21 protein-coding genes and 1 pseudogene are annotated in these 20,309 nt (G+C 63.7%); 14 read left to right on the top strand and 8 right to left on the bottom strand.

The window, feature by feature from the left end:
• The first annotated feature begins 95 nt into the window (after positions 1 to 95).
• The 3 genes from AC1DWQ_RS17150 to thiL are packed head-to-tail and all read left to right on the top strand — an operon-like array spanning position 96 to position 3,512.
• On the top strand, positions 96 to 1,355 hold the full coding sequence (locus AC1DWQ_RS17150) for a cation:proton antiporter (protein WP_457282304.1): 1,260 nt from the start codon (positions 96 to 98) through the stop codon (positions 1,353 to 1,355).
• The gene (locus tag AC1DWQ_RS17145) at positions 1,345 to 2,484 is read left to right on the top strand and encodes a YbdK family carboxylate-amine ligase (protein WP_477670716.1); all 1,140 of its coding nucleotides are present in this window, start codon (positions 1,345 to 1,347) and stop codon (positions 2,482 to 2,484) included. Before AC1DWQ_RS17150 ends, AC1DWQ_RS17145 begins: the two co-directional genes overlap by 11 nt.
• Positions 2,485 to 2,519: 35 nt before the next feature.
• Positions 2,520 to 3,512 carry a thiamine-phosphate kinase gene (gene thiL / locus AC1DWQ_RS17140; RefSeq protein WP_477670715.1) on the top strand — a complete coding sequence of 331 codons (993 nt, stop codon included), beginning with the start codon at positions 2,520 to 2,522 and terminating at the stop codon, positions 3,510 to 3,512.
• A gap of 42 nt (positions 3,513 to 3,554) precedes the next feature.
• Here thiL and AC1DWQ_RS17135 read toward each other — a convergent pair whose 3' ends face one another.
• The gene (locus AC1DWQ_RS17135; protein WP_477670714.1) at positions 3,555 to 3,746 is read right to left on the bottom strand and encodes a hypothetical protein; all 192 of its coding nucleotides are present in this window, start codon (positions 3,744 to 3,746) and stop codon (positions 3,555 to 3,557) included.
• Between the two features lie 147 nt (positions 3,747 to 3,893).
• Between AC1DWQ_RS17135 and AC1DWQ_RS17130 the strand changes: the two genes are divergently transcribed.
• The 9 genes and pseudogenes from AC1DWQ_RS17130 (at position 3,894) to gshB (ending at position 10,838) form a co-directional block, all read left to right on the top strand.
• Positions 3,894 to 4,808, top strand: coding sequence for a LysR family transcriptional regulator (locus AC1DWQ_RS17130; RefSeq protein WP_477670713.1), 915 nt, complete (start codon positions 3,894 to 3,896; stop codon positions 4,806 to 4,808).
• Positions 4,809 to 4,810: 2 nt separating this feature from the next.
• Positions 4,811 to 5,350, top strand: a complete 540-nt coding sequence (locus AC1DWQ_RS17125) for a phosphatidylglycerophosphatase A family protein (RefSeq protein WP_477670712.1) — start codon at positions 4,811 to 4,813, stop codon at positions 5,348 to 5,350.
• On the top strand, positions 5,347 to 5,862 hold the full coding sequence (locus tag AC1DWQ_RS17120) for a CinA family protein (protein ID WP_477670711.1): 516 nt from the start codon (positions 5,347 to 5,349) through the stop codon (positions 5,860 to 5,862). Before AC1DWQ_RS17125 ends, AC1DWQ_RS17120 begins: the two co-directional genes overlap by 4 nt.
• Before the next feature lie 85 nt (positions 5,863 to 5,947).
• Positions 5,948 to 6,439, top strand: a complete 492-nt coding sequence (locus AC1DWQ_RS17115; RefSeq protein ID WP_477670710.1) for a nuclear transport factor 2 family protein — start codon at positions 5,948 to 5,950, stop codon at positions 6,437 to 6,439.
• A 17-nt stretch (positions 6,440 to 6,456) separates the two neighbouring features.
• Positions 6,457 to 7,389, top strand: coding sequence for an alpha/beta fold hydrolase (locus AC1DWQ_RS17110; protein ID WP_477670709.1), 933 nt, complete (start codon positions 6,457 to 6,459; stop codon positions 7,387 to 7,389).
• Between the two features lie 15 nt (positions 7,390 to 7,404).
• Positions 7,405 to 7,878, top strand: coding sequence for an OsmC family protein (locus AC1DWQ_RS17105; protein ID WP_477670708.1), 474 nt, complete (start codon positions 7,405 to 7,407; stop codon positions 7,876 to 7,878).
• Positions 7,875 to 8,528, top strand: coding sequence for a DUF2238 domain-containing protein (locus tag AC1DWQ_RS17100; protein WP_477670707.1), 654 nt, complete (start codon positions 7,875 to 7,877; stop codon positions 8,526 to 8,528). The genes AC1DWQ_RS17105 and AC1DWQ_RS17100 overlap by 4 nt, the downstream gene beginning before the upstream one ends.
• A 100-nt stretch (positions 8,529 to 8,628) precedes the next feature.
• A pseudogene (locus AC1DWQ_RS17095) lies at positions 8,629 to 9,876 on the top strand (benzoate/H(+) symporter BenE family transporter).
• Positions 9,873 to 10,838 (top strand): glutathione synthase, encoded by a 966-nt coding sequence (gene gshB / locus AC1DWQ_RS17090; RefSeq protein ID WP_477670706.1) that lies wholly within the window; start codon positions 9,873 to 9,875, stop codon positions 10,836 to 10,838. The pseudogene AC1DWQ_RS17095 and the gene gshB overlap by 4 nt, the downstream one beginning before the upstream one ends.
• Before the next feature lie 30 nt (positions 10,839 to 10,868).
• On the opposite strand, the gene AC1DWQ_RS17085 is transcribed toward gshB, so the two are convergent.
• Genes AC1DWQ_RS17085 through AC1DWQ_RS17075 form a run of 3 tightly spaced genes read right to left on the bottom strand, consistent with a single transcriptional unit; the run spans position 10,869 to position 13,361 of the window.
• Complete coding sequence (locus AC1DWQ_RS17085) at positions 10,869 to 11,663, bottom strand: class II glutamine amidotransferase (protein ID WP_477670705.1); 795 nt, start codon at positions 11,661 to 11,663, stop codon at positions 10,869 to 10,871.
• Between the two features lies 1 nt (position 11,664).
• On the bottom strand, positions 11,665 to 13,152 hold the full coding sequence (locus tag AC1DWQ_RS17080) for an MFS transporter (protein WP_477670704.1): 1,488 nt from the start codon (positions 13,150 to 13,152) through the stop codon (positions 11,665 to 11,667).
• A gap of 17 nt (positions 13,153 to 13,169) precedes the next feature.
• Positions 13,170 to 13,361, bottom strand: a complete 192-nt coding sequence (locus tag AC1DWQ_RS17075; protein ID WP_411881369.1) for a 4-oxalocrotonate tautomerase — start codon at positions 13,359 to 13,361, stop codon at positions 13,170 to 13,172.
• Between the two features lie 281 nt (positions 13,362 to 13,642).
• Here AC1DWQ_RS17075 and AC1DWQ_RS17070 point away from each other — a divergent pair, with 281 nt between their 5' ends.
• Positions 13,643 to 15,031 carry a zinc-binding metallopeptidase family protein gene (locus AC1DWQ_RS17070; RefSeq protein WP_477670703.1) on the top strand — a complete coding sequence of 463 codons (1,389 nt, stop codon included), beginning with the start codon at positions 13,643 to 13,645 and terminating at the stop codon, positions 15,029 to 15,031.
• 133 nt (positions 15,032 to 15,164) lie between these two features.
• A complete protein-coding gene (locus tag AC1DWQ_RS17065; protein ID WP_457282321.1) occupies positions 15,165 to 15,500 on the top strand; it encodes a hypothetical protein in 336 nt (111 codons plus the stop codon).
• Between the two features lie 21 nt (positions 15,501 to 15,521).
• Here the strand turns inward: AC1DWQ_RS17065 and AC1DWQ_RS17060 are convergent, their stop codons facing one another.
• The 4 genes from AC1DWQ_RS17060 to AC1DWQ_RS17045 all read right to left on the bottom strand — a co-directional run bounded on the left by AC1DWQ_RS17060 (position 15,522) and on the right by AC1DWQ_RS17045 (position 19,883).
• Positions 15,522 to 15,800, bottom strand: coding sequence for a hypothetical protein (locus AC1DWQ_RS17060; RefSeq protein WP_477670702.1), 279 nt, complete (start codon positions 15,798 to 15,800; stop codon positions 15,522 to 15,524).
• A 29-nt stretch (positions 15,801 to 15,829) separates the two neighbouring features.
• Positions 15,830 to 16,267: an OsmC family protein gene (locus AC1DWQ_RS17055; protein WP_477670701.1), complete on the bottom strand. Its 438-nt coding sequence runs from the start codon at positions 16,265 to 16,267 to the stop codon at positions 15,830 to 15,832.
• Between the two features lie 187 nt (positions 16,268 to 16,454).
• On the bottom strand, positions 16,455 to 17,273 hold the full coding sequence (locus AC1DWQ_RS17050; RefSeq protein ID WP_477670700.1) for a fused MFS/spermidine synthase: 819 nt from the start codon (positions 17,271 to 17,273) through the stop codon (positions 16,455 to 16,457).
• A 75-nt stretch (positions 17,274 to 17,348) separates the two neighbouring features.
• Positions 17,349 to 19,883 carry a DUF1631 family protein gene (locus AC1DWQ_RS17045; protein WP_477670699.1) on the bottom strand — a complete coding sequence of 845 codons (2,535 nt, stop codon included), beginning with the start codon at positions 19,881 to 19,883 and terminating at the stop codon, positions 17,349 to 17,351.
• Between the last annotated feature and the right edge of the window lie 426 nt (positions 19,884 to 20,309).

The following is a 20,309-nucleotide window of genomic DNA, read 5'->3' as shown; positions in this document are numbered from 1 at the left end:
TCATGCCGCCAAGGCTGGCCACTCAACGCGCAACATGCCGCAGACACAGGGCATGCTTGTAGAAGAAGTCCTGACGACAGTGGAGACAACCCCGTATGAACGAAATTCTGGCCATATGGGCTGAGTGGATCAAGCCGTCGGCAGGTTTGCCGACCGTGCAATGGTCCATTCTGCTGGCGGTAGCGGCTGCTGCCGGCCACCTCGCCAACCGCTACACAGGCCTGCCCAAGGTCATCGGCTATTCACTCGTCGGCGGGCTGGCCGGACTGGCCGGTTTTACCGGCGCCGTGTGGCCATTGCAGGGCACCGGGCTTTTCCTGCTGGAGCTGGGCGTTGCCGTGGTGCTGTTTGAAGCGGGCGGGCGCATTCCGCTGCGCTGGTTTCGCCACAACCCCATGGTGCTGGTGCAAAGCCTGGCTGAATCTGCCCTCACCTATGTTTTTGTCCACTGGGCCCTGAGCAAGCTGGGCGTGCGCGAGATCGTTGCGGAGTCGCTCGCGCTGCTGGCCATGGCCGCATCACCGGCCGTTCTCTCGCGTGTGGCGATCGACACAGGTGCCGCCGGACCGGTGACGGAACGCGCCCTGGTGCTGTCAACGCTGGGCACCCTGTATGCCCTCACGCTGTGCAGCGCCCGCGCCGGCCTGATGCCGCGGGGCGAAGCCGCGCTGTCAAGCCCGCTCTACGCAGTGCTGGTGGTGCTGGGCCTGTCCGTCGTGGTCGGCGCTGTGCTCGCCCTCACATTGCGCATCGCCTTGCGGGTGATGAGCCCCACCAGCGAGAACACCGCCATCCTGCTGCTGGCACTGATCGCCACAGGCGCGGCGCTTGCAGCCCACTTCGGCGGCTCGGCGCCGCTGGCGGCCCTGCTGGGCGGCATGCTGCTCAAGCAACTGAACCCGCGCCCCTGGTCATGGCCGCGGCAGATGGGCACTGCCTCGTCGATGCTGACCATGTTGATGTTTGTGCTGGTCTCCGTGGTCGCCGCGCAAGCAGACTGGAGCGGGCCTGTTGCCGGGCTCGTCATCGGCATGGTCGTGGCCCGCATGGTTGCCAAGATTGCCGGTGTCGCCATCGGTAACGTGGGCAGCGGCGCCAGCTGGAAGCAGGCCCTCTGGGTCGGCTGCGCGATGTCGCCGATGTCATCGGTGGCGCTGCTGCTGGTTTCACAGTTTGCGGCGGCCTCGGGCGCCACGGGGCGTCAGATTGCCAGCGTGGCCCTGCCTGCAATCTTGCTGATGGAAGTGCTGGGTGCCGTGCTCGCCACCGTGGCCATCTACCGCTCGGGCGAAAGCTCCAAACCCTGGGCGCCGCTCACACGCAGCCCTTCAACAGGACCTGTTCATGAGTCTTGAACCTTTCCAGAAGTCCGCAGCCCTCTCGCTGGGTGTCGAGCTTGAACTGCAGCTCGTCAATACCCACGACTATGACCTCGCGCCGTATGCCGAAGACATGCTGCGCCTGATGGCCAAAATTCCGCTACCCGGCGCCGTGGTGCCGGAGATGACGTCCAGCATGATCGAGATCTCGACCGGCGTGTGCCATAACGCCTCGGAGGTGCTGGGCCAGCTTTCGCAGATTCGCGACGCGCTCGTCAAGAGCGCCGACAAGCTCAACATTGCGGTGGTGGGCGGCGGCACGCATCCGTTTCAGCAATGGCACGAGCGCCGCATTTACGACAAACCGCGCTTTCGCGAACTGTCGGAGCTGTACGGCTACCTTTCCAAGCAGTTCACGATCTTCGGCCAGCACGTGCACGTGGGCTGCCCCGACGCCGACAGTGCCCTGCTGACGCTGCACCGCATGTCGCGCTATATCCCGCACTTCATTGCCCTGTCGGCATCTTCGCCTTACGTGCAGGGGCAAGACACAGCGTTTGATTCGGCGCGCCTCAACTCCGTGTTTGCCTTCCCGCTATCGGGCCGTGCACCGTTTGCCCTGACGTGGGACGACTTCACCGTGTACTTCGACAAGATGACGCGCACCGGCGTGGTCAAGAGCATGAAGGACTTTTACTGGGACATCCGGCCCAAGCCGGAGTTCGGCACCATCGAGATCCGCGTGTTCGACACCCCGATGACCGTGGAGCGTGCCACCGCGCTGGCCGGCTTTGTGCAGTCACTGGCCTCCTGGTTCATGCACGAACAGCCCTTCATGCCGGTCGAGGACGACTACCTGGTCTACACCTACAACCGCTTCCAGGCCTGCCGCTTCGGGCTGGACGCAGTCTATGTCGACCCGGCCACGGGCGGGCACATGCCGCTGCGCGAGCACATCCTGCTGACCATGGCACAGATTGAACGCCATGCCACCGGCATGGGTGCCGGTGCGTCGCTGCACCTGCTGCGCAACAGCGTGGAGCGTGCCGACAATGACGCCCGCTGGCTGCGCGAAAAGCAGGGCGAGGAACACCTGCTGGCCGAAGTCATACGCCAGGCGGCCGACCGTTTCCGCGGTGGCGTCACGCACCAACAACATCCCTGATCCGGCTTTGCCGGATACCCTTGTATGCTCGGCATATGGGTGAATTTGACCTGATCGCACGCTATTTCACGCGTCCCGCCGGCCGGGCCGTCCTGGGTGTCGGTGACGACTGTGCATTGCTGCAGCCCGCGCCCGGCACACAACTGGCCATCTCCAGCGACATGCTGGTCGAGGGCCGGCATTTCTTTGCAGATGTAGATCCTTTTACCTTGGGCCACAAGGCGCTGGCCGTCAACCTCAGCGACCTCGCCGCCTGCGGCGCCCAGCCCCTGGCATTCACACTGGCCCTGGCCTTGCCCCTTATCGACGACGCCTGGCTGGCCGCGTTTTCGCAAGGCCTGCTGTCGCTGGCCGATGCGCACGGCTGCGAACTGGTGGGCGGCGACACCACCCAGGGGCCGCTCAACATCTGCATCACGGTGTTCGGCGAAGTGCCTGTGGTCGGCGGCAAGAGCCAGGCATTGCTGCGCTCCGGCGCAAAGCCCGGCGACGACATCTATGTCAGCGGCACGCTGGGTGACGCCCGGCTTGCCCTGGAGGCGCTGCGCGGCGCCCTGGCCCTGCCTCCAGGCGTCCTTGCACAGACCCGCCAGCGGCTCGAACAACCCACGCCGCGCGTCGCCCTCGGCCTGGCCCTGCGGGATGTTGCCTCTGGAGCCATCGACGTGAGCGACGGCCTGCTGGGTGACTTGCAACACATCCTCAAGGCATCCGGCGCCGGCGCTACCATCGACACCTCGCTTACTATCAATTTGATAGCTGTCCGCGCTTGTCCTGATTGGGCCGAAGGCACAATTCCCCATGAAAAGCAGCTGGAATGCGTACTGGCAGGCGGGGATGATTATGAGCTCGCCTTCACCGCGCCGCCCTCCGCGCGTGAGGCCGTACGGGCAGCTTCACGGCTTGCCGCAACGCCCGTCACCCGCATCGGGAAAATCGACTCCCAGCCAGGCCTTCGACTGATTGATGCACAAGGAAAAGCTGTTTCGCAGCACTTCTCCTCGTTTGATCACTTTGTCGGGAAATAGACAAGGAAAGACAGCGCGTTTGTGCGCCGGCACCGGCGTGGTTCAGGTCCCCGTCTGTTTGCGCAGCCGGGCGTGGCGCGCCAGACTCTGTACAAACCGGGTTGCTGCCCGCAGGGCGGCCGGCGCGGCCCCGTTGCCGAAATTCTCCACGGCCTCGCGGCGTAGTTGCCTCGCACGCTGCCCGGCCAGATCGATCAGGCGGTTGTGCTCGTCAAGCGAAAGGGTGCGGCTCATGATGTTTTCCTTTTCTGTCCCCGGGGTTTGCGGGGGGTGAAAGCACTGTAGGAAAAGCACGGCCCGCCGGAAACGGCATGGTCCGCAAATGGGTCTTGCGCTGGCTGCAAAGCCGCCCGCAGGCCCTGTACTGGTTACCATTGACCCATGCGCAACCTTGGCTTCGACGACATGCTCCTCTTTGCCCGCGTGGCCGAGCTGGGCACCCTCTCGGCCGTTGCCCGCGAACGCGACGTACCGGTCAGCCAGGTTTCGCGCAGCCTGAGCCGCATCGAAAAAGCCTGCGGTACGCGCCTGATCCATCGCTCCACGCACGGTTTGGCGCCCACCGCCGAGGGCGAAACCTTTCTGCAGTACTGCCGCCGCATCGTGGGAACGCTCGACGAGCTGGAAGGCGAATTTGCCAGCCAGTCGCGGCAAGCCACCGGCTGGGTGCGTGTGGCGGCCAGCACGGTGGTCGCCCAGTACCTGCTGGCGCCCAGTTTTGACAGCCTGCACCGGCGCCATCCGCAGCTGTGCGTGGACCTCCAGGTGGAAGACCGGCTGGTGGACATGGCGCGGGACGGCATCGACATCGCGATTCGCACCGGCACACCGGTGACCGACACGGTCGTTGCCCGGCAAATCGGTGCGCTGGGGCGGCGGCTGTATGCTGCGCCGGGCTACCTTCAGGCTTACGGAACACCCCGGCACCCCGACGAACTGCATAACCACCGGCTGATCACCAACAGCGGCGTGCCCATGCTCAACCACTGGCCTTTCGTGATTGACGGGAAACCCAGCGTGATCGTGCCCAAGGCATCCTGGCGCTCCGACAATACCGGCATGACCGCCACGCTCACGCTGCAGGGCCTGGGTATTTCACGTTGCGCCACGCTGGTCGCCGAACCGCTGGCGCGCCAAGGCTTGCTCGTTCCGGTGCTTGCGGACTTTGTCGACGAACAACCCAGCCCGATTTACGCCGTTACGCTCACCAACCGCCACCGCCTGCCCAAAATCAAGGCCTGTATCGACCATTGGGCCGAGTGGCTGGAAAAAACCAGCGCGGCCCCAGCCTCATGACCATGACATCCGAATTCACCCCCCCACCAGAAGCCCCCAGCCCGGCGCGGTTCCGGCCCAATGTCCGGTTCCTGCTGTCGCATCCTGCGCATTTCATCGCCCTCGGTTTCGGCTCGGGCCTGAGCCCGGTGGCGCCCGGCACGGCCGGCACACTCTGGGCCTGGCTGGCTTTTCTGGTGCTGCAGCAGTGGCTGTCGCCGGCCGACATGGGCTGGCTGATTGCCGCCTCTACCCTGATTGGCTGGTGGGCCTGCACCGTCACCGCGAAGGCCATGAACGTGCTCGACCCCGGCAACATCGTCTGGGACGAAGTGGTGGCCTTCTGGCTGGTGTTGTGGCTGGTCATGCCGGCGGGCTTCGAAGCGCAGCTCGCCGCGTTTTTGCTGTTTCGCTTTTTTGACGCCGTGAAGCCCGGCCCGGTGGCATGGGCTGATCAGGCTTTCAAGGGCTTTAGCTGGCGCGGCGGCTTCGGGATTTTGTTTGACGACTTCGTGGCGGCGTTCTGCGCCCTGCTGGTGATCGCCTTCTGGAGATTCTGGTGAGCAGCACATTGCTATCAAAAGAGGAGCTGCTTGCGCCCGTCTCTATTGCCTTGGTGGTCGATTTATTGCTCAAAAAGGGCTGGATGCTCGCCACGGCCGAAAGCTGCACCGGCGGCATGATCTCGGCGGCGTGCACCGACCTGGCGGGCTCCAGCGCCTGGTTCGAGCGCGGCTTTGTCACCTATTCCAACGAAGCGAAAAACGAACTGCTGGGTGTCGACGCTGCGCTGATTGCCGTGCACGGCGCTGTCAGCGAGGAAGTGGCCCGTGCGATGGCTTCCGGCGCCCTGGGCCACTCCCGTGCACAGGTGTCGGTGGCGGTCACCGGGGTGGCCGGCCCGACGGGCGGCAGTGCCGCCAAACCCGTCGGTACGGTATGGTTTGGTTTTGCGCTTCCCGGCCGGCTGGTGTCTGAAGTCCGGCGCTTTGACGGCGACCGGGCCGCGGTGCGCAGCGCCACGGTGCAGCATGCGCTGCAGCGGCTGCTGCAATTGCTGCGCGAAGCCGGCTGACGCGTGAGCGACGCCGGCACAAACCGAAGCGCTATAGAGTCGCGAAGCCACGAGGCCACCCGAAAACAACCACCCAGGAGACACCATGCACCCCAACCAGGCCACCCTCGAGAAGTTTTACAGCGCTTTTACACGGCTGGATTCCGACACCATGGCGACCTGCTACGCCCCGGACGCCGCTTTCGACGACGCGGCGTTTTCGCTGCGGGGGCACCGCGAGGTCACCGGCATGTGGCACATGCTGTGCGACGCCACAAAAGCCAAGGGCATGGATGTATGGAAGCTCACCTACAGCGGGCTGGAAGCCGGCGCGAGCACGGGAAAGTCGCACTGGGATGCCTACTACCGCTTCAGCGCCACCGGGCGCATGGTGCACAACAGCATTGACGGTGCGTTTGAATTCAATGAACAGGGCCTGATCACGCGGCACCGTGATCACTTTGATTTCTGGACCTGGTCGCGGCAGGCGCTGGGCGCGCCCGGCCTGCTGCTGGGCTGGACGCCCTTCCTGCGCAACAAGGTGCGCGCGCAGGCGGCAGCAAATCTGCAAAAATACTTGGCCCAACGCAAGAGTTGATCCAAACGGGAGTTTTCATGTCCTGGTTTGACGGTTTTGAATCACGCAGCTTTGAGGTCAACGGCGCGTCCATCAACGCGCGGTTTTCCCGGGTCGTGCCGGGCGATCCGCTGCGCCCGGCCCTGTTGCTGCTGCATGGTTTCCCGCAGTCGCATGTGATGTGGCACCGCGTGGCGCAACGCCTGGCAAAACACTACTTCCTGGTCATGCCCGATTTGCGGGGTTACGGAGACTCTTCCAAAACCGCAGGCCTGCCCGACCACAGCAACTACAGCAAACGCAACATGGCGCACGACATGGTCGGGGTGATGGATGCCCTGGGTGTGGACCGCTTTTACCTCAGCGGCCACGACCGCGGCGGGCGTGTGGCGCACCGGCTGGCGCTGGACTATGCGGCACGCGTGCAAAAACTCTGCATCATCGACATCGCCCCCACACTGGACATGTATGAAGGCCGCAGCATGACGGAGCCCTACATGGCGTTTGCGCGTGCCTACTACCACTGGTTCCATATGTTGCAGCCGGCGCCGCTGCCCGAAATCATGATGGGCGCCAACCATCCCGAAACCGCCAAAGCCTACCTGCACGCCAAGCTAGGCGGCTGGGGCAGCGCGGGGCTCAATTACATCGAACCTCAGGCCCTGGCCGAATATGAACGCTGCTTTTGCAACGCCGAAGCGCTGCATGCGGCCTGCGAAGACTACCGGGCAAGCGCCGGGATTGACCTGGACCACGACCGCGAAAGCCGCGCGCAGCACCTGAAGGTGGTCTGCGATTTGCTGCTCCTGTGGGGCGAACGCGGTGTGGTGCACCGGATGTTCGATCCGCTGGCGCTGTGGGAGGCGCAATGCAGCGGCGAGGTCTCGGGCCATGCCATGGCGGCGGGCCATTTCATCCCCGAGGAACAGCCCGTGGCGACGGCCACCGCGCTGCACAACTTCTTTCGCTGACTTCAAGGGGCGGCCATGTCGACTTACACGGCAGAGGTTTTGTGGGAAATCAATGGCGGCGATTTCCCGGGAAACCGCTACAGCCGCAGGCACCTGATCCGCTTCGACGGAGGCCTCGAAGTGCCGGGCTCTTCTTCACCGCATGTAGTGCCCCTGCCGATGTCGGACGCGTCAGCCATGGACCCGGAAGAGGCATTCGTCGCCTCGCTGTCGAGCTGCCACATGCTGTGGTTTTTGTCGATCGCGGCCAAACGCAAGTTTTCCGTGACACGCTACTTTGATGCGGCCAGTGGTGTGATGGAAAAGAACGCGGAAGGAAAAGTCGCCATGACCACCGTCACCTTGCGGCCTGACGTGGCGTTTGCCGGTGAACGCATGCCGACACGCGCCGAGATCGACAAGCTGCACCACGAGGCCCACGACGCCTGCTTCATCGCGAACTCGGTGAAAACCGATGTGCGCTGCGAGCCTGTGTATGGCGACGCATGACTGACCGCAGGCCGTTGCTGATCGCTCTCGGCCTGCTGGTACTGGCCGCGCTGGTGTGGTCGGGGATGGCGCCGTATGACCGGGGCACCTGGATGCTCGAGGTGGCGCCCGCCGTCATCGCCGCACCGGTACTGCTGGCCACGGGCCGGCGCTACCCGCTGACGACCTTGCTGTACGTGCTGATTGCGCTGCACATGCTGGTGCTGATCATGGGTGGCGCCTACACCTATGCCAGGGTGCCGCCGGGTTTCTGGCTGCAGGACTTGTTTCACCTGGGCCGCAACCCTTACGACAAGATCGGCCACTTCATGCAGGGGCTGGTGCCTGCGATGGTGGCACGCGAGGTATTGCTGCAGCGCGGCTACCTGGGCAGCCGCCGCATGGCAGGGTTTCTGTCAGTGTGCGTGGCCATGGCCATCAGCGCGGTGTATGAACTGGTGGAGTGGTGGGCCGCCTTGGCGCTGGGTCAGGGCGCGGATGAATTTCTGGGAACCCAGGGGGATCCCTGGGACACGCAGTCGGACATGTTCATGGCCTTGATCGGAGCTGCGGTGGCGATCACGCTGCTGGGCCGGTGGCATGACCGGCAAATGCGCAAGCTGTCGGGTTTGCAGGAACTTTGGCCGCAGGGCAATTGGGCTGGGCGCTAGTCGCTATTGAATTCATAGCAATCGGGTGGAATCCATCTGGAAGGCAGCTCTTCCTCTTGCGACCTCATGCCCTGCGTGCCAACCCTGCCAGAATCCCCCCATGCAATTTTTCAAAGACCTCAACCTCGCCGCCTTCACCGCGGGCTTCGTCGCAGTCCTGGTCGGCTTCACCAGCTCGGTTGCCATCGTCTTTCAGGCAGCCCTTGCCTTCAACGCCACGCCTGCCGAGATTGCCTCGTGGATGTGGGCGCTCGGCATCGGCATGGGTTTGTGCTCTCTTGTGCCGTCGTTGTGGTTGAAAAAGCCGGTGATGGTGGCCTGGTCCACACCGGGTGCCGCCGTGCTGGCTACTGCAGGGCTGGCTGGCGGTTTCTCGATGGGAGAGGCGGTTGCGGCATTTATGGTCAGCGCGGCGCTCATCACCTTGTTCGGCATCACCGGCTGGTTTGAAAAAGTCATGAACCGCATTCCTGTGGCCATCGCCTCCGCGTTGCTGGCGGGTGTGCTTGCGCGCTTCGGCATCCAGGCCTTTGCGGCAGCTCAAACGGCTTTGCCTTTGGTGCTGCTGATGCTGGCGATCTACTTATTGGGCAAGCGGTTGATGCCGCGCTATGCGGTAGTGCTGACGCTGGTCGGAGCCATTGTGTTTGTCGCTGCGCGCGGGCAACTGGCGTGGTCTGGGGTCGCTTTTTCGTTGGCGATGCCGGTGTTCGTGATGCCGAAGTTCACACTGGCCGCCATTGTCAGCCTGGCCATTCCGCTGTTTGTGGTGACCATGGCTTCGCAGAATCTGCCGGGCGTGGCAGCCATCCACGCCGCCGGTTATGGGCCGGACAGTCCGGACGGCGGCATTCCGGTGTCAAAAATCATCACGCTGAGCGGCCTGACCACGCTGGTGCTGGCGCCTTTTGGCGCGTTTGCCCTCAACCTGAGCGCCATCACGGCGGCCATCTGCATGGGCCGGGAAGCGCATGAGGACCCCGCCAGGCGGTACACCGCGACCGTATGCTGCGGCGCGATCTACATCGTGATCGGCATATTCGGCGCAGCGATCACCGGCCTGCTGACAGCTTTCCCAAAAGAGCTGGTCGTGGCCATTGCCGGGCTGGCGCTGCTGGGTACCATCGGCAACGGCCTGGCCGCGGCGGTGAAGGAGGAATCGCACCGGTAAGCGGCGCTTATCACTTTTCTCGTCACCTTGTCGGGCGTCGTAATAGCCGGTGTGGGCTCGGCCTTTTGGGGTGTCGTCGCGGGCGCGATTGCGCTCTTTGTACAACAATACGGCCAACAGCGCCGGGAAGCCCGCTCCGGGGCGGCGCCAAACCCTGGGACACGTTCCACACCATGAATCTTCTTTTTGTTGCCGATCCGCTCGAGTCATTCAAGATTTACAAGGACACCACCTTTGCCATGATGCGGGAGGCGCAGCGGCGCGGGCACCGCGTCAGCGCTTGTGAGCCGGCCGACATGAGCTGGGAGACCGGTGCGAAAGTCACAGCCCAGGTGCGCCACATCACGCTGACAGGCGACGCAGATGTGTGGTTCACGGCCGATGCCGCCCGGCCCGACGGCCGCGAAGCCATTGCGGGTTTTGATGCGGCGGTCATGCGCAAGGACCCGCCTTTTGACAGCGAATACTTTTACAGCACGCACCTGCTGGAGCAGGCCGAGCGCGAAGGCGCCAGGGTCTTCAACAAGCCTGCCGCCTTGCGCGACCATCCTGAAAAGCTTGCCATCCTCGAGTTTGCGCAATTCAGCGGCCCGACGCTGGTCACGCGAAGTGCGGCCGACATCAAGCGCTTTCATGCCGAGCACAAGGACATCATCCTCAAACCGCTGGATGGCATGGGCGGCATGGGCATCTTCCGCGTGAAGGAAGACGGCCTGAATCTGGGCAGCATCACCGAAACACTGAACAGGAACGGCGCCGAAAGCGTGATGGTGCAGAAATTTTTGCCCGAGATCGTCAAGGGCGACAAGCGCGTGCTGGTCATCGGGGGAAAACCGGTTCCTTTCAGCCTGGCGCGCATTCCCCAAGGCAGCGAAGTGCGCGGCAATCTGGCGGCCGGCGGCGTGGGTGTGGCGCAGCCGCTCTCAAAGCGGGATTTTGAAATTGCCGAAGCGCTGGGCCCGGTGCTGGCCGCGCGCGGCCTGCTGCTGGCCGGCGTCGACGTGATCGGCGACTATGTGACCGAGATCAATGTGACCAGCCCGACCTGCTTCCAGGAAATCCACGACCAGGCCGGTTTTGACGTGGCGGCCATGTTCATTGACGCACTGGAGTCGGCCCTCACGACAGCCGGCGCCTGACGGCCTGATCGCACAAGCGGGCAGCAGCTGTCAGGCGGCGATGAGTGCGCCGCCTTCAAACACCTTGAGTTCCCCGGGCGCAAATGAGGTCCAGTTTTCATTGGTAGTGAGCGGCGCCGTGACCACCACGGCGACGCGGTCGGTCGGCCTGGTGTGCTCGGCAAAATTCACGCTCACATCCTCGTCGCTCAGCGTGGCATGCGCAAAGGGGTGCTTGCGCTCTACGTAATAGAGGTTGGTGGACGCGTGCGCCCACAAGGCCTGGCCGTTGCTGAGCAAAAAGTTGAAGGTGCCGTGGGTGGCGATGTGCGCCGCAAGCTCACGCAGCGTGATGCTCAGCTCCTGCACGCTGGGAACGCCCGCGTGAGACTTGGCCATCTCCTGCATGATCCAGCAAAAAGCGCGCTCACTGTCAGTGGTGCCGACGGGCCGGAAGCTGCCGTGCAGGCGGGGCGAAAAATCTTTCAGGTCGCCGTTGTGGGCAAACACCCAGTAGCGGCCCCACAGCTCGCGCACAAAGGGGTGGCAGTTCTCCAGCGCGACACGTCCCTGCGTGGCCTTGCGGATGTGTGAGATGACGTTGCGGCTTTTGATCGGGTAGCGGCTGATCAGCTCGGCCACCGGTGAACTGCAGGCCGGCTGGTGGTCGACAAAATGGCGCAGGCCGCGGTCGCTGCCGCCGGCCACGCTGTCGTCGCCCTCAAAAAAAGCGATGCCCCAGCCGTCGGCATGGTGGTCGGTGTGGCCGCCCCGCTGCGCGAAGCCCCTGAAACTGAAGGTCACATCCGTTGGCGCATTGCAGTTCATGCCGAGAAGTTGGCACATGTCAGTCCGCTTCCTGCTTGTTATTCGGTAAGTTGTCAGGCTGGGCGGGAGCCGGCACGCGAAGCTGCCATGCGGCCACCACGGCCAGTATGCAAAGGGCGGCCAGCATCAGGAAGGCTTCATTGAAAGCAGCCAGCCGCGCCGGGCTGCTGGTGGCGTTGGCCAGCGAATCGCCATGGGCCGCAAGCCGCCACTCCAGCACGATGCCGCACAGGCTCACACCGATCGCGCCGCCCAGCATGCGCAGGAAGTTGATGGCACTTGCGCCCTGCGATAACAGATGCTCATGCAGGGGCCGGAGCGACCCGAGGTTGAGCGAAGGCAGGATAAAACCCAGCCCGATACGCCCCAGCGTGGCCCACATCACCAGCATCCAGAGCCCCGAAGCCAGGTTCACCGTGAGCATCAATGCAAACGAGGCTGCCAGCAAAGCCAGCCCCGTGCTGACCAGCAGCCAGGTCGGGTGTTTGTCCGCCAGCCGGCCCACGCCCGCAATCGTGGCCGCCAACACCAGGCCCGCAGGCAACAGGATGGTGCCGACGTGCGAAGCCGAGAGATTCAAGCCCAGCTGCAGGTACACCGGCAGCAGGTAGGTGGAGCCAAACAGCGCGGTGCCGTAGATGAAAGCCACGATGCTGCCCATGGCAAAAGGCCGGTAGCCAAAGAGCGCCAGGTTCATCAGCGGTGCACCACCCGAAGCCGCCAGGCGGCGTTGCCACCAGATGAATGCGGCCAGCGCCGCCAGCGCGGCGCCCAGCAATACAAAGGCATGCGCGCGCCCGGCGCCGTGCAGCTCGACCATGCCGTTGAGCAGGCACAGCGTGCCCACCGCGCCCAGCAGCAGGCCGCGCCAGTCGATCATCGCGCCGTTGCGGTTGGGCTCCACGCCACCCGGGGCGGTGTCGGGCACGTAGCGGTAAGCCATCCACAGGGATACCAGGCACAGCGGCACCACCATGAAAAAAATCGAGCGCCAGCCAAACAGGTCGACCAGCACACCGCCCACGCTGGGGCCCAGCGCCGGCGCCAGCACCACGCCCATGCCGAAGAGGCCGCTGGCGCGCCCCTGCTCGTGTGGCCCGAAAGCCCGCATGATGATGATCGCGGGAATCGGTTGCACCACACCGGCCGCCAGGCCCTCGGCCACGCGCGAACCCAGCACCAGCCCAAAGCTGTTGGCCAGACCGCCCACAATGCCGCCGGCCATGAGCAGCATCATGGTGCCCACATAGGTGCGGCGATAGCCGTAGCGCGAAAGCAGCCAGGGCGTGGTCAGCATGGAGACCGTCATGGCCACCATAAAGCCCGAACTCACCCACTGCGCGCGCTCCTGCCCCAGCGTGAAGTAATGGCTCATGTCGGGAATCGCCACGTTCACGATGGTCGACGACATGATGGAAGCCATCGTGCCGATCATGACGGACAGCAGCAGCAACCACCGGTAACGCGGACCGTGGCGCGCCTGCAGGCCGGCAAGGGATGCGGGCATGGCCCGGGTGTCCGTCGTCAGTCTCTCGGCTCGGACCAGAGCTTACCGCCGGTCGCCCAGTTTTCGCGCTTGATGTCGGTGATCAGGATGTCCACCGAGTCGGGCTGGCCGCCGAGAATTTCGACGCTGACACGGGTAATGGCCTCGACGAGCTTTTTCTTCTGCTCGATGGTCCGGCCTTCCATCATTTCGACGTGGTAAGTGGGCATGGTGTCCTCTGGGGTGTTGTGGTTGATGCGGGGTTGAACACAGGGTTTTACGGGTGTCCGGTCAACTGGCCCGCAAACATGTCTGATACCCGATGATAGAAGCAAGAGGCCGGCCTTGTTTTGTCGGCCTCCACTGACAGCATGACAGGTGCTGGCGCCGGGCCCGAGAGGCTTCGCCGGGGCTATCCTGTACCCTTGGGTTCTCCTGCCGGGTGGGTGTCGTCCGGCCAGGTGCTTTTCGCTTCGGCCTTGCGGGCCCACCATTCATTCGGGCAAGCCACTTGTTTTTCACCACGCCATCCAGATCCACCGATCAACCCCTGCCTTTGCTGGCCGGCCGCAACTACCGTTGCCACTGCGGGCAGCCCGTTTTTTTTCGCAACAGCAAGTGCCTGGCCTGCGGCACGCCGCTGGGTTATGACTGTGAGCGCGGCCTGCTGCTGCCGTTGATGCCCGGGCCGCAAGAGGGCACCTGGCAGGAATGGCAGGCCGCCAGCGCACTGGCCGGCGCGCCGCCCGACGACGTGCAGCCGCCTTCGCTCGAGGAAATCCCCGGCCAGGAATCTGCGCCCGGCGCTGCGCCTGCCGCACCCGTTGAGGAAGCCGAGGCGACGCAGGCACCGCCCGCCCAGCCTGCCGAAAATGGCGAACCTCTTTACAGGCGATGCCTCAATCTCTCAACCCCAGCCTCCTGCAACTGGCTGGTGCCGGTGGAAGACCCCGCAGACATGTGCCGGGCCTGCCGCCTCAACCGCACCATTCCGGACCTGACGGACCCAGCCCTGCCCGACAACGGTTACCTGTGGGGGCTGGTCGAGCTGGCCAAGCGCCGGCTGGTGTCCGCACTGATCCTGCTCGGGCTGCCGGTGGCGTCCCGCATGAGTGAGGACACCGAGCGCGGCCTGATGTTCGACTTCCTGCGTTCGCCGGTGAACGGCCCGCACATCATGACGGGCCACAACACCGGCCTCATCACGCTCAACGTGGACGAGGCCGACGACGCCAAGCGCGAGGCGGTGCGCAAGGCCATGCGCGAACCCTATCGCACGCTGCTTGGGCATTTCCGCCATGAAGTGGGTCACTACTACTGGGACCGCCTGCTCGCCGGCACTGCCTGGATGGACGGCTTTCACGCACTCTTCGGCGACGAAACCCTGGACTACAAGGCCAGCCTGCAGCGCAACTACGACGAAGGCCCGCCCGCGGACTGGCCGCTGCATTACGTGAGCGCGTACGCCAGTACTCACCCCTGGGAGGACTGGGCCGAGTGCTGGGCGCATTACCTGCACATGCGCGATGCGATCGACACCGCTTTAAGTTTCGGCCTGAGCGTCGATCACTTCGACCTGGAGTTCACGCCGTTCACGATAGATGCGCTGTATCAACCGGATCACCCGGATGCCGAACAGTTCCTCACCTTCCTGAACCACTGGACGCGGCTGACCACCATGCTCAACGAGATGTCGCGCAGCATGGGCCAGCCCGATTTCTATCCCTTCATCCTGCCGACGGAAGCGGTCGCCAAGCTGCACTTCATTCACCTGGTGGTGTCGTCGGGCAGCTGGCTGCAGGAGCAGGCCCCGGATGAGGCACAGACGCAGATCCAGAGCCCAACAGAGGAAGAGGAAGAAAATGGAGAAATGAAGGAATCGCAGCAGCAGCAAGGCTAGCGCGTGATTTTCAGGTAGAAAGAAGTTGCAGACCAATAAGGATGGGCGCAAGCAGCTATTTTTTTGATAGCACCTGAATGGATCGCGATGCGTTAAAGTCGGCACAACGCACACCCTTCACGACCGCCCATTCATGCCCACCCGACCCAGAGGCCATCACTACAGCGTCTATGTGATCGAGCTTGGGCCCGAGGTGTGGAACGTGGCACGCTTTCGCCGCGCCAATCCGGACTACCAGCTGGGCAAGCCTTTTGTGTATGTGGGTATGACCGGGCTGGACCCGGATGTGCGTTTTGACAAACACAAGGCCGGCATTCAGTCCAACCGTTTCGCCCGTGATTTCGGCGTGCGGCTTTTACCCAAGCTGTACGAGATGTACAACCCCATGCCCTACGACGCCGCGCGCGACATGGAAGTCGAACTGGGTATTGCCCTGCGCGAAGCAGGTTACGGTGTATGGCAAGCCTGAGCGGGGCCGCACCGGAGCCGGCTATTCAAGTGCGCTCACGGCCACGCCGTGCTGCTTCGAAAACGCCTGGAGTGTTGCGGCGACCTGGGGGTCCAGGAGGGTGGTCGTCAATTCAATGATCTTGTTGCCGTCACCCTTGTGGCTATCGCTCACCGTCACGGTGGCCGAAGGATCATCGGCGGCAAACAGCTTCTGCAGCGAAGGGCCCAGCGACCCCATCAGGCCGTCGCGCTCATCCTGAGCAGCACCTGACTGCGCAGCATACTGAACCTCAAAAGAAAAATTTGTCCTGGGATTCATGTCGGGTGTCTTTCTGGGTGCCGGAAAAGCTACCGGCGTAATGTGGCCGCGAGGGTGATTTCGGGAACGCTGGCCAAGGCCCTGGAGAGCGGGCAGGCCTTTTTGGCGCCTTCGGCGAGTTCCTGGAATTTCGCTTCATCGATATCCGGAATCACGGCCTCCAGGGTCAGCGCAATGCGGTCGATGAGGAAGCCATCGCCCTGGGGCACCAGGCGGACCTTGGCGCGGGTGTCCACCGAGCTGGTGCCGAACCCGGCCTTGTCGCAGGCAAAGGAAAACGCCATGGTGAAACAGGCTGCATGCGCGGCGCCCAGCAACTCTTCAGGATTGGTGCCGCTGCGGTCGTCCTCAAAGCGGCTGCCAAAGCCGTAGGGATACGCCTTGAGTGCAGCGGTGTCGGTGCTGATCTGGCCCTGGCCCTTTTTGCCTCGGCCTTCCCAGTGAACGGATGCGGTTTTTTCGGTCATGGGGTTCTCCAGGTTTGTGCGCGTGCAGGGTATATCCGTGCAGGGCAGTGAAATGAAATGAAATGAAATGAAATGTTGAGCGTTCCAGCGTGCCCGCCTTTTTTGTGGCTGGCCGTCGGACAGCGCCGCACGTCGGGGTAAGGCCTTCCCGCCGTGGCCGGAGCTGGTGTGAGCCGGGATGCACCGGTCAGGCGTCGTCTGCGCCCGGGTCTTTCATGTGCCATGTGATCCGCCCAAACTCGGCCCTGAGCTGGGCCCGGCCCTCGTCGTCTGCCAGTGCGGAAAGAGCTTGTGCCACCGAGAGCTTGCGTGCAGAAACGGGCTTCCCGCGGTAGGCAAACACGATGCTGTTGGTTTTTTCCTGGGCAAGAATTTCCACGGAATTGCCGTCGAAACTGCGCGCAATGCGGCCCGCCAGCAGCGGATAGTCCGGGTCATCGTAGTGCAGGTTCACCACCAGTACGCCGCCCGGCGACAGCGCGGCAAAACAGTCGTCATAAAAGCGCTGCGAACAAAGGGCCGGCGGTTGCCCCTGGTGGTCAAACCCGTCGATCAGCAGCACGTCGAACCGGGGGGTACCGGCCTGCAGAAAATCGGCCCCGTCAGCGGCGATGACGCGGAACCGCGCATCATCGTCGGGCACGCGGAATTCGCGCCGCAGCGCCACCACCTGAGGGTTGATCTCCAGCACAGTCATCTGGCTGGACGGCAGCTGCCGATGGCAGAACTTGGCCAGGGAGCCGCCCCCGAGGCCGATCATTCCGATGTGCAGGGGCGCGGGCCGAAAGAGCAGGAAACCCATCATCGTCAGCGTGTAGTCCACTTCCAGGCGCCAGGGGCTGTGCATCAGCATGCGGCTTTGCAGTTCACCCATCGTGAAGTGAAGCGACCGGGTGTTTCCGTCGTCATGCACAAACGGCTGGGCATGCGCTGGGGGCGGCAGTTCAGCCGGGCCCGCGGGTACAGGATCGGCAGGAAGTTGCGTGAGGTCGGGCCAGGAGGTCATGGGATTTAAGCTGTGCGGGATGGTTCCACCATCAAGCCGGCGGCGGCAGGTTTGCCACCCCGCTCGGGACCCGCCTCAGACCGGCTGGGATTCGGGCTGCGTCGTGGTGGCGACTTCCGAAGCGACCGCATCCAGGGCCTGCGCCACCACACCCTGGCTGTCGACCGGCCTGAGCAGGCGTTCGCGGATCAGCCGTTCGCAGCTGCGCTTGGTCATCGAGTGGGGCTGGCCGCCGTGGCTCACGAACATGAACAGCGTGCCCTTCGTGCTGGCCCAGATCAGCTGGGCTCGCAGCCAGCGGCGCCTGGAGTACATATCCACCCAGTGGCCGGAGCGCAGGCTGAGCAACAGGCGCTCGGCTTCGCTTTGGGCCATGGCCGGTACTGCATTTGCGGAGGCTGCCGCCGCGGCAAGGTATTCCGGATGGCTGGAGTCGGGCTCATTTGCCGCATGCATGGGTTCTATCGGTGGCGGTTCGTCTTCCTCGATCGGAGCAAGTTCTCCAGGCACGGTCGGCAGGGTGTCTTCAAACCCTGCGGCGTCCAGATCGTCGCGCGCAAGCCAGGGGTGCGCGGCGGCCTTGGCAAGGCGCTGTTCAGGCGTGGCCGAATCTTCTTCGGGCTCCAGCGGTACGGCGCCCGATTCTTCGGCGTCACGCCGGCTTTTCAGGCGGCGCAGTTTGAGCACGGGCCGGTGCAGCATCATCAGGCCTTCGAAGAAAGGCTCACTTTCGCGCGGGTCCTGCCCCAGCAGCTCCAACCCCTCATGCAGCTTGCCCAAAAGGCTGGGAATCATCTCAATCAGTTTGGCCGGGCGTTTCAGGGTGACTTCCCGCTTGACGCTCCAGAGCAGGTCAGGCACCACCGAACCGAAGCCCATCGGATCAACCTGGTTGCGTGTATCGGAGAGTCTGGCGTGCGCCATAGCCAGCGCCCAGGGGCCGAACAGGAAGTCCAGCACCAGGCCCGGCACCTTGTCCAGGTCCGAGCGCGTGCTCAGCTCAAAGGCGATCTGGTCCGCCTGCGTCTGGCGCTCTTCGGCGAAACGCAGGGCCTGCAGCACGTTGTTGCGGTTTTCCGCTTCGAACTGGTCCTGCTCGTCCCACCCGTATTCGAGTTCGGCCAGTGCCATCGCGAAAGGCTGGGCATCTTCGATCGTCAGGCTGTTCAGCCCGTTGAAAGCGCGCGTGACCGGCTCAAAAAACGCCAGGAACTCAGGGCTGAATTCGTCGTTGTATTTGAAGCTGCGCTGCGCCACGCGCTCCATGACGCGGCGCCCGGCGTGGCCTTCGTCGCTGAAAAAGCGCGGGTCCACCATGGCCAGACGCAGCAGCGCAGGCTCCAGCGCCACGATGGCTTCCCGCACCGGCACCAGCAGGCGCGGGTCTTGCGCGACCTGTTTGACCAGCTTGCGCACCACTTCCAGGCCCAGCACCTGACCGACCTGCTTGGCCTCTTTCTTCAGCTGGGTCCGGACGATGGCGCGCTCGCGGGGCCGGGCGTACGAGCCCCAAACCTGCGGGCTGAGCTGGCTGCGCTCATCGACCATCCGCTGCGGACGGTCTACCGCCGGCAGGTTTTGGTATTCATGTGAGGGCGCGGCTTGCGACTCAGCCAACGGCGCGCCGGAAGAGTCGGGCGCTTCCTGCAGGGCGACCAGCTCTTCCTCGACCGTTTCGTAATAGGACGGCGCCAGCCCGTGATGGGCGTTGCTGCCGCCATGGAACAGGAAATCCTGGAACAACTCATCCCGGATCTCATAGTTGGAGAGGTCGGCATATTGCGGGGGCGGCTGGTGGCGGCCGGATTCGACGGAGCCCCCACCGTTTCCGCCCTCACCGCCTCCGGTACCGGCGCCCGACCCGGAACCTGCGCCGCCGGTACCCCTGGCCCTGCTGGGGGCTGCACTCGCAGGGGTCTGCAATACGCGGTAGCTGGCGCCCTGTACGTTGGCAAGTTCCAGCTGGTTAACCAGGCGTTCGTAGACCTGCCCGAGTTCGCGCCCCAGAGGCTCGGCAAGATACCTGAGCCACAGCGAAACGATGGCCGGGCCCGCATTGCTTGCGGTGATCATTTCGCGCAGGGTCTGCGCAAACACTTCAGGGCGCAGCGGATTGAGCTCCGGGCGCACATTCGGCAGCCCCTGCACTGTGCTGATCAGTTTGTTGAGTTCGGCGAGGACGTGGTCGACCGCCGGCAGCACCAGCTGGAGCAGCCGTGACGATTCAATGGCCTGGGACACATCGTCGTCGTCGACGAGGGCGAAGCTGGCATAAGACAGGGCGGCGAAGGTGCTGGATGCGGCTGCGGCTGAAGCAGCGAGCTGGTCTGGAGATGCTGCCGGCGTGCGCACCGCCTGCACCGCAACAGCCACATTCGCCTTGAAATGCACCAGCAGGTCTGCCGGGTATTGCACGACCCAGACGGGCTTGTTTTGTTGAAGTCCCCGCCAGGCCGCCGCGAGTTCGTCGCGCTCGGCCACTTTTGGGCTTTGTGACTCGGCAATCTGCAGCCCCGCCACGGCGTCATCAATGCACCGTTCCAGCGCAGGCCGGGCTGCTTTGGCAGCCGCCTGAAGACAGGATTGAAGGACGTCAGGTTGCGAAGCCATCGAGGAGTTCGGGAAAATTGGTATTAATCACATTTGCCGGCCGGCTTGCAACCGATCTGTGGCCGGAGAGGGGGGAGACGCTAGCGTAAGGGCCAACCGCGATTTCATTGAAGTACTTGCAAAGTGTTTCACTTGGTTTCCAACGCATACATATGAATTACAGGGTTTTTGACACGGAACGGTCCGTAACCAGCCTTTAAATCCCGCGAATGGCGATGAGCGGCCGGTTTTGCAAGATCGGCGGCCCTTTGTAAAGGTCAGTTTGGCGCAACACCTCCGCAAGCTCAGGGGTTATCAACGCCTGACCGGCTGTCATTCGCCATGGGGGCGCACCGGCGCCAGCGGGTCGAACCCGGATTTTCAAGAGTATTTGGCCTGCAGGCCAATAACAGCTTGCGCCAACAGCTATCAATTCAGTAGCAAATT

Source organism: Polaromonas sp. P2_G11 (genome assembly GCF_056403595.1).
The sequence above is the reverse complement of the archived record's forward strand: the minus strand, read 5'-3'. Positions and strand labels throughout refer to the sequence as shown.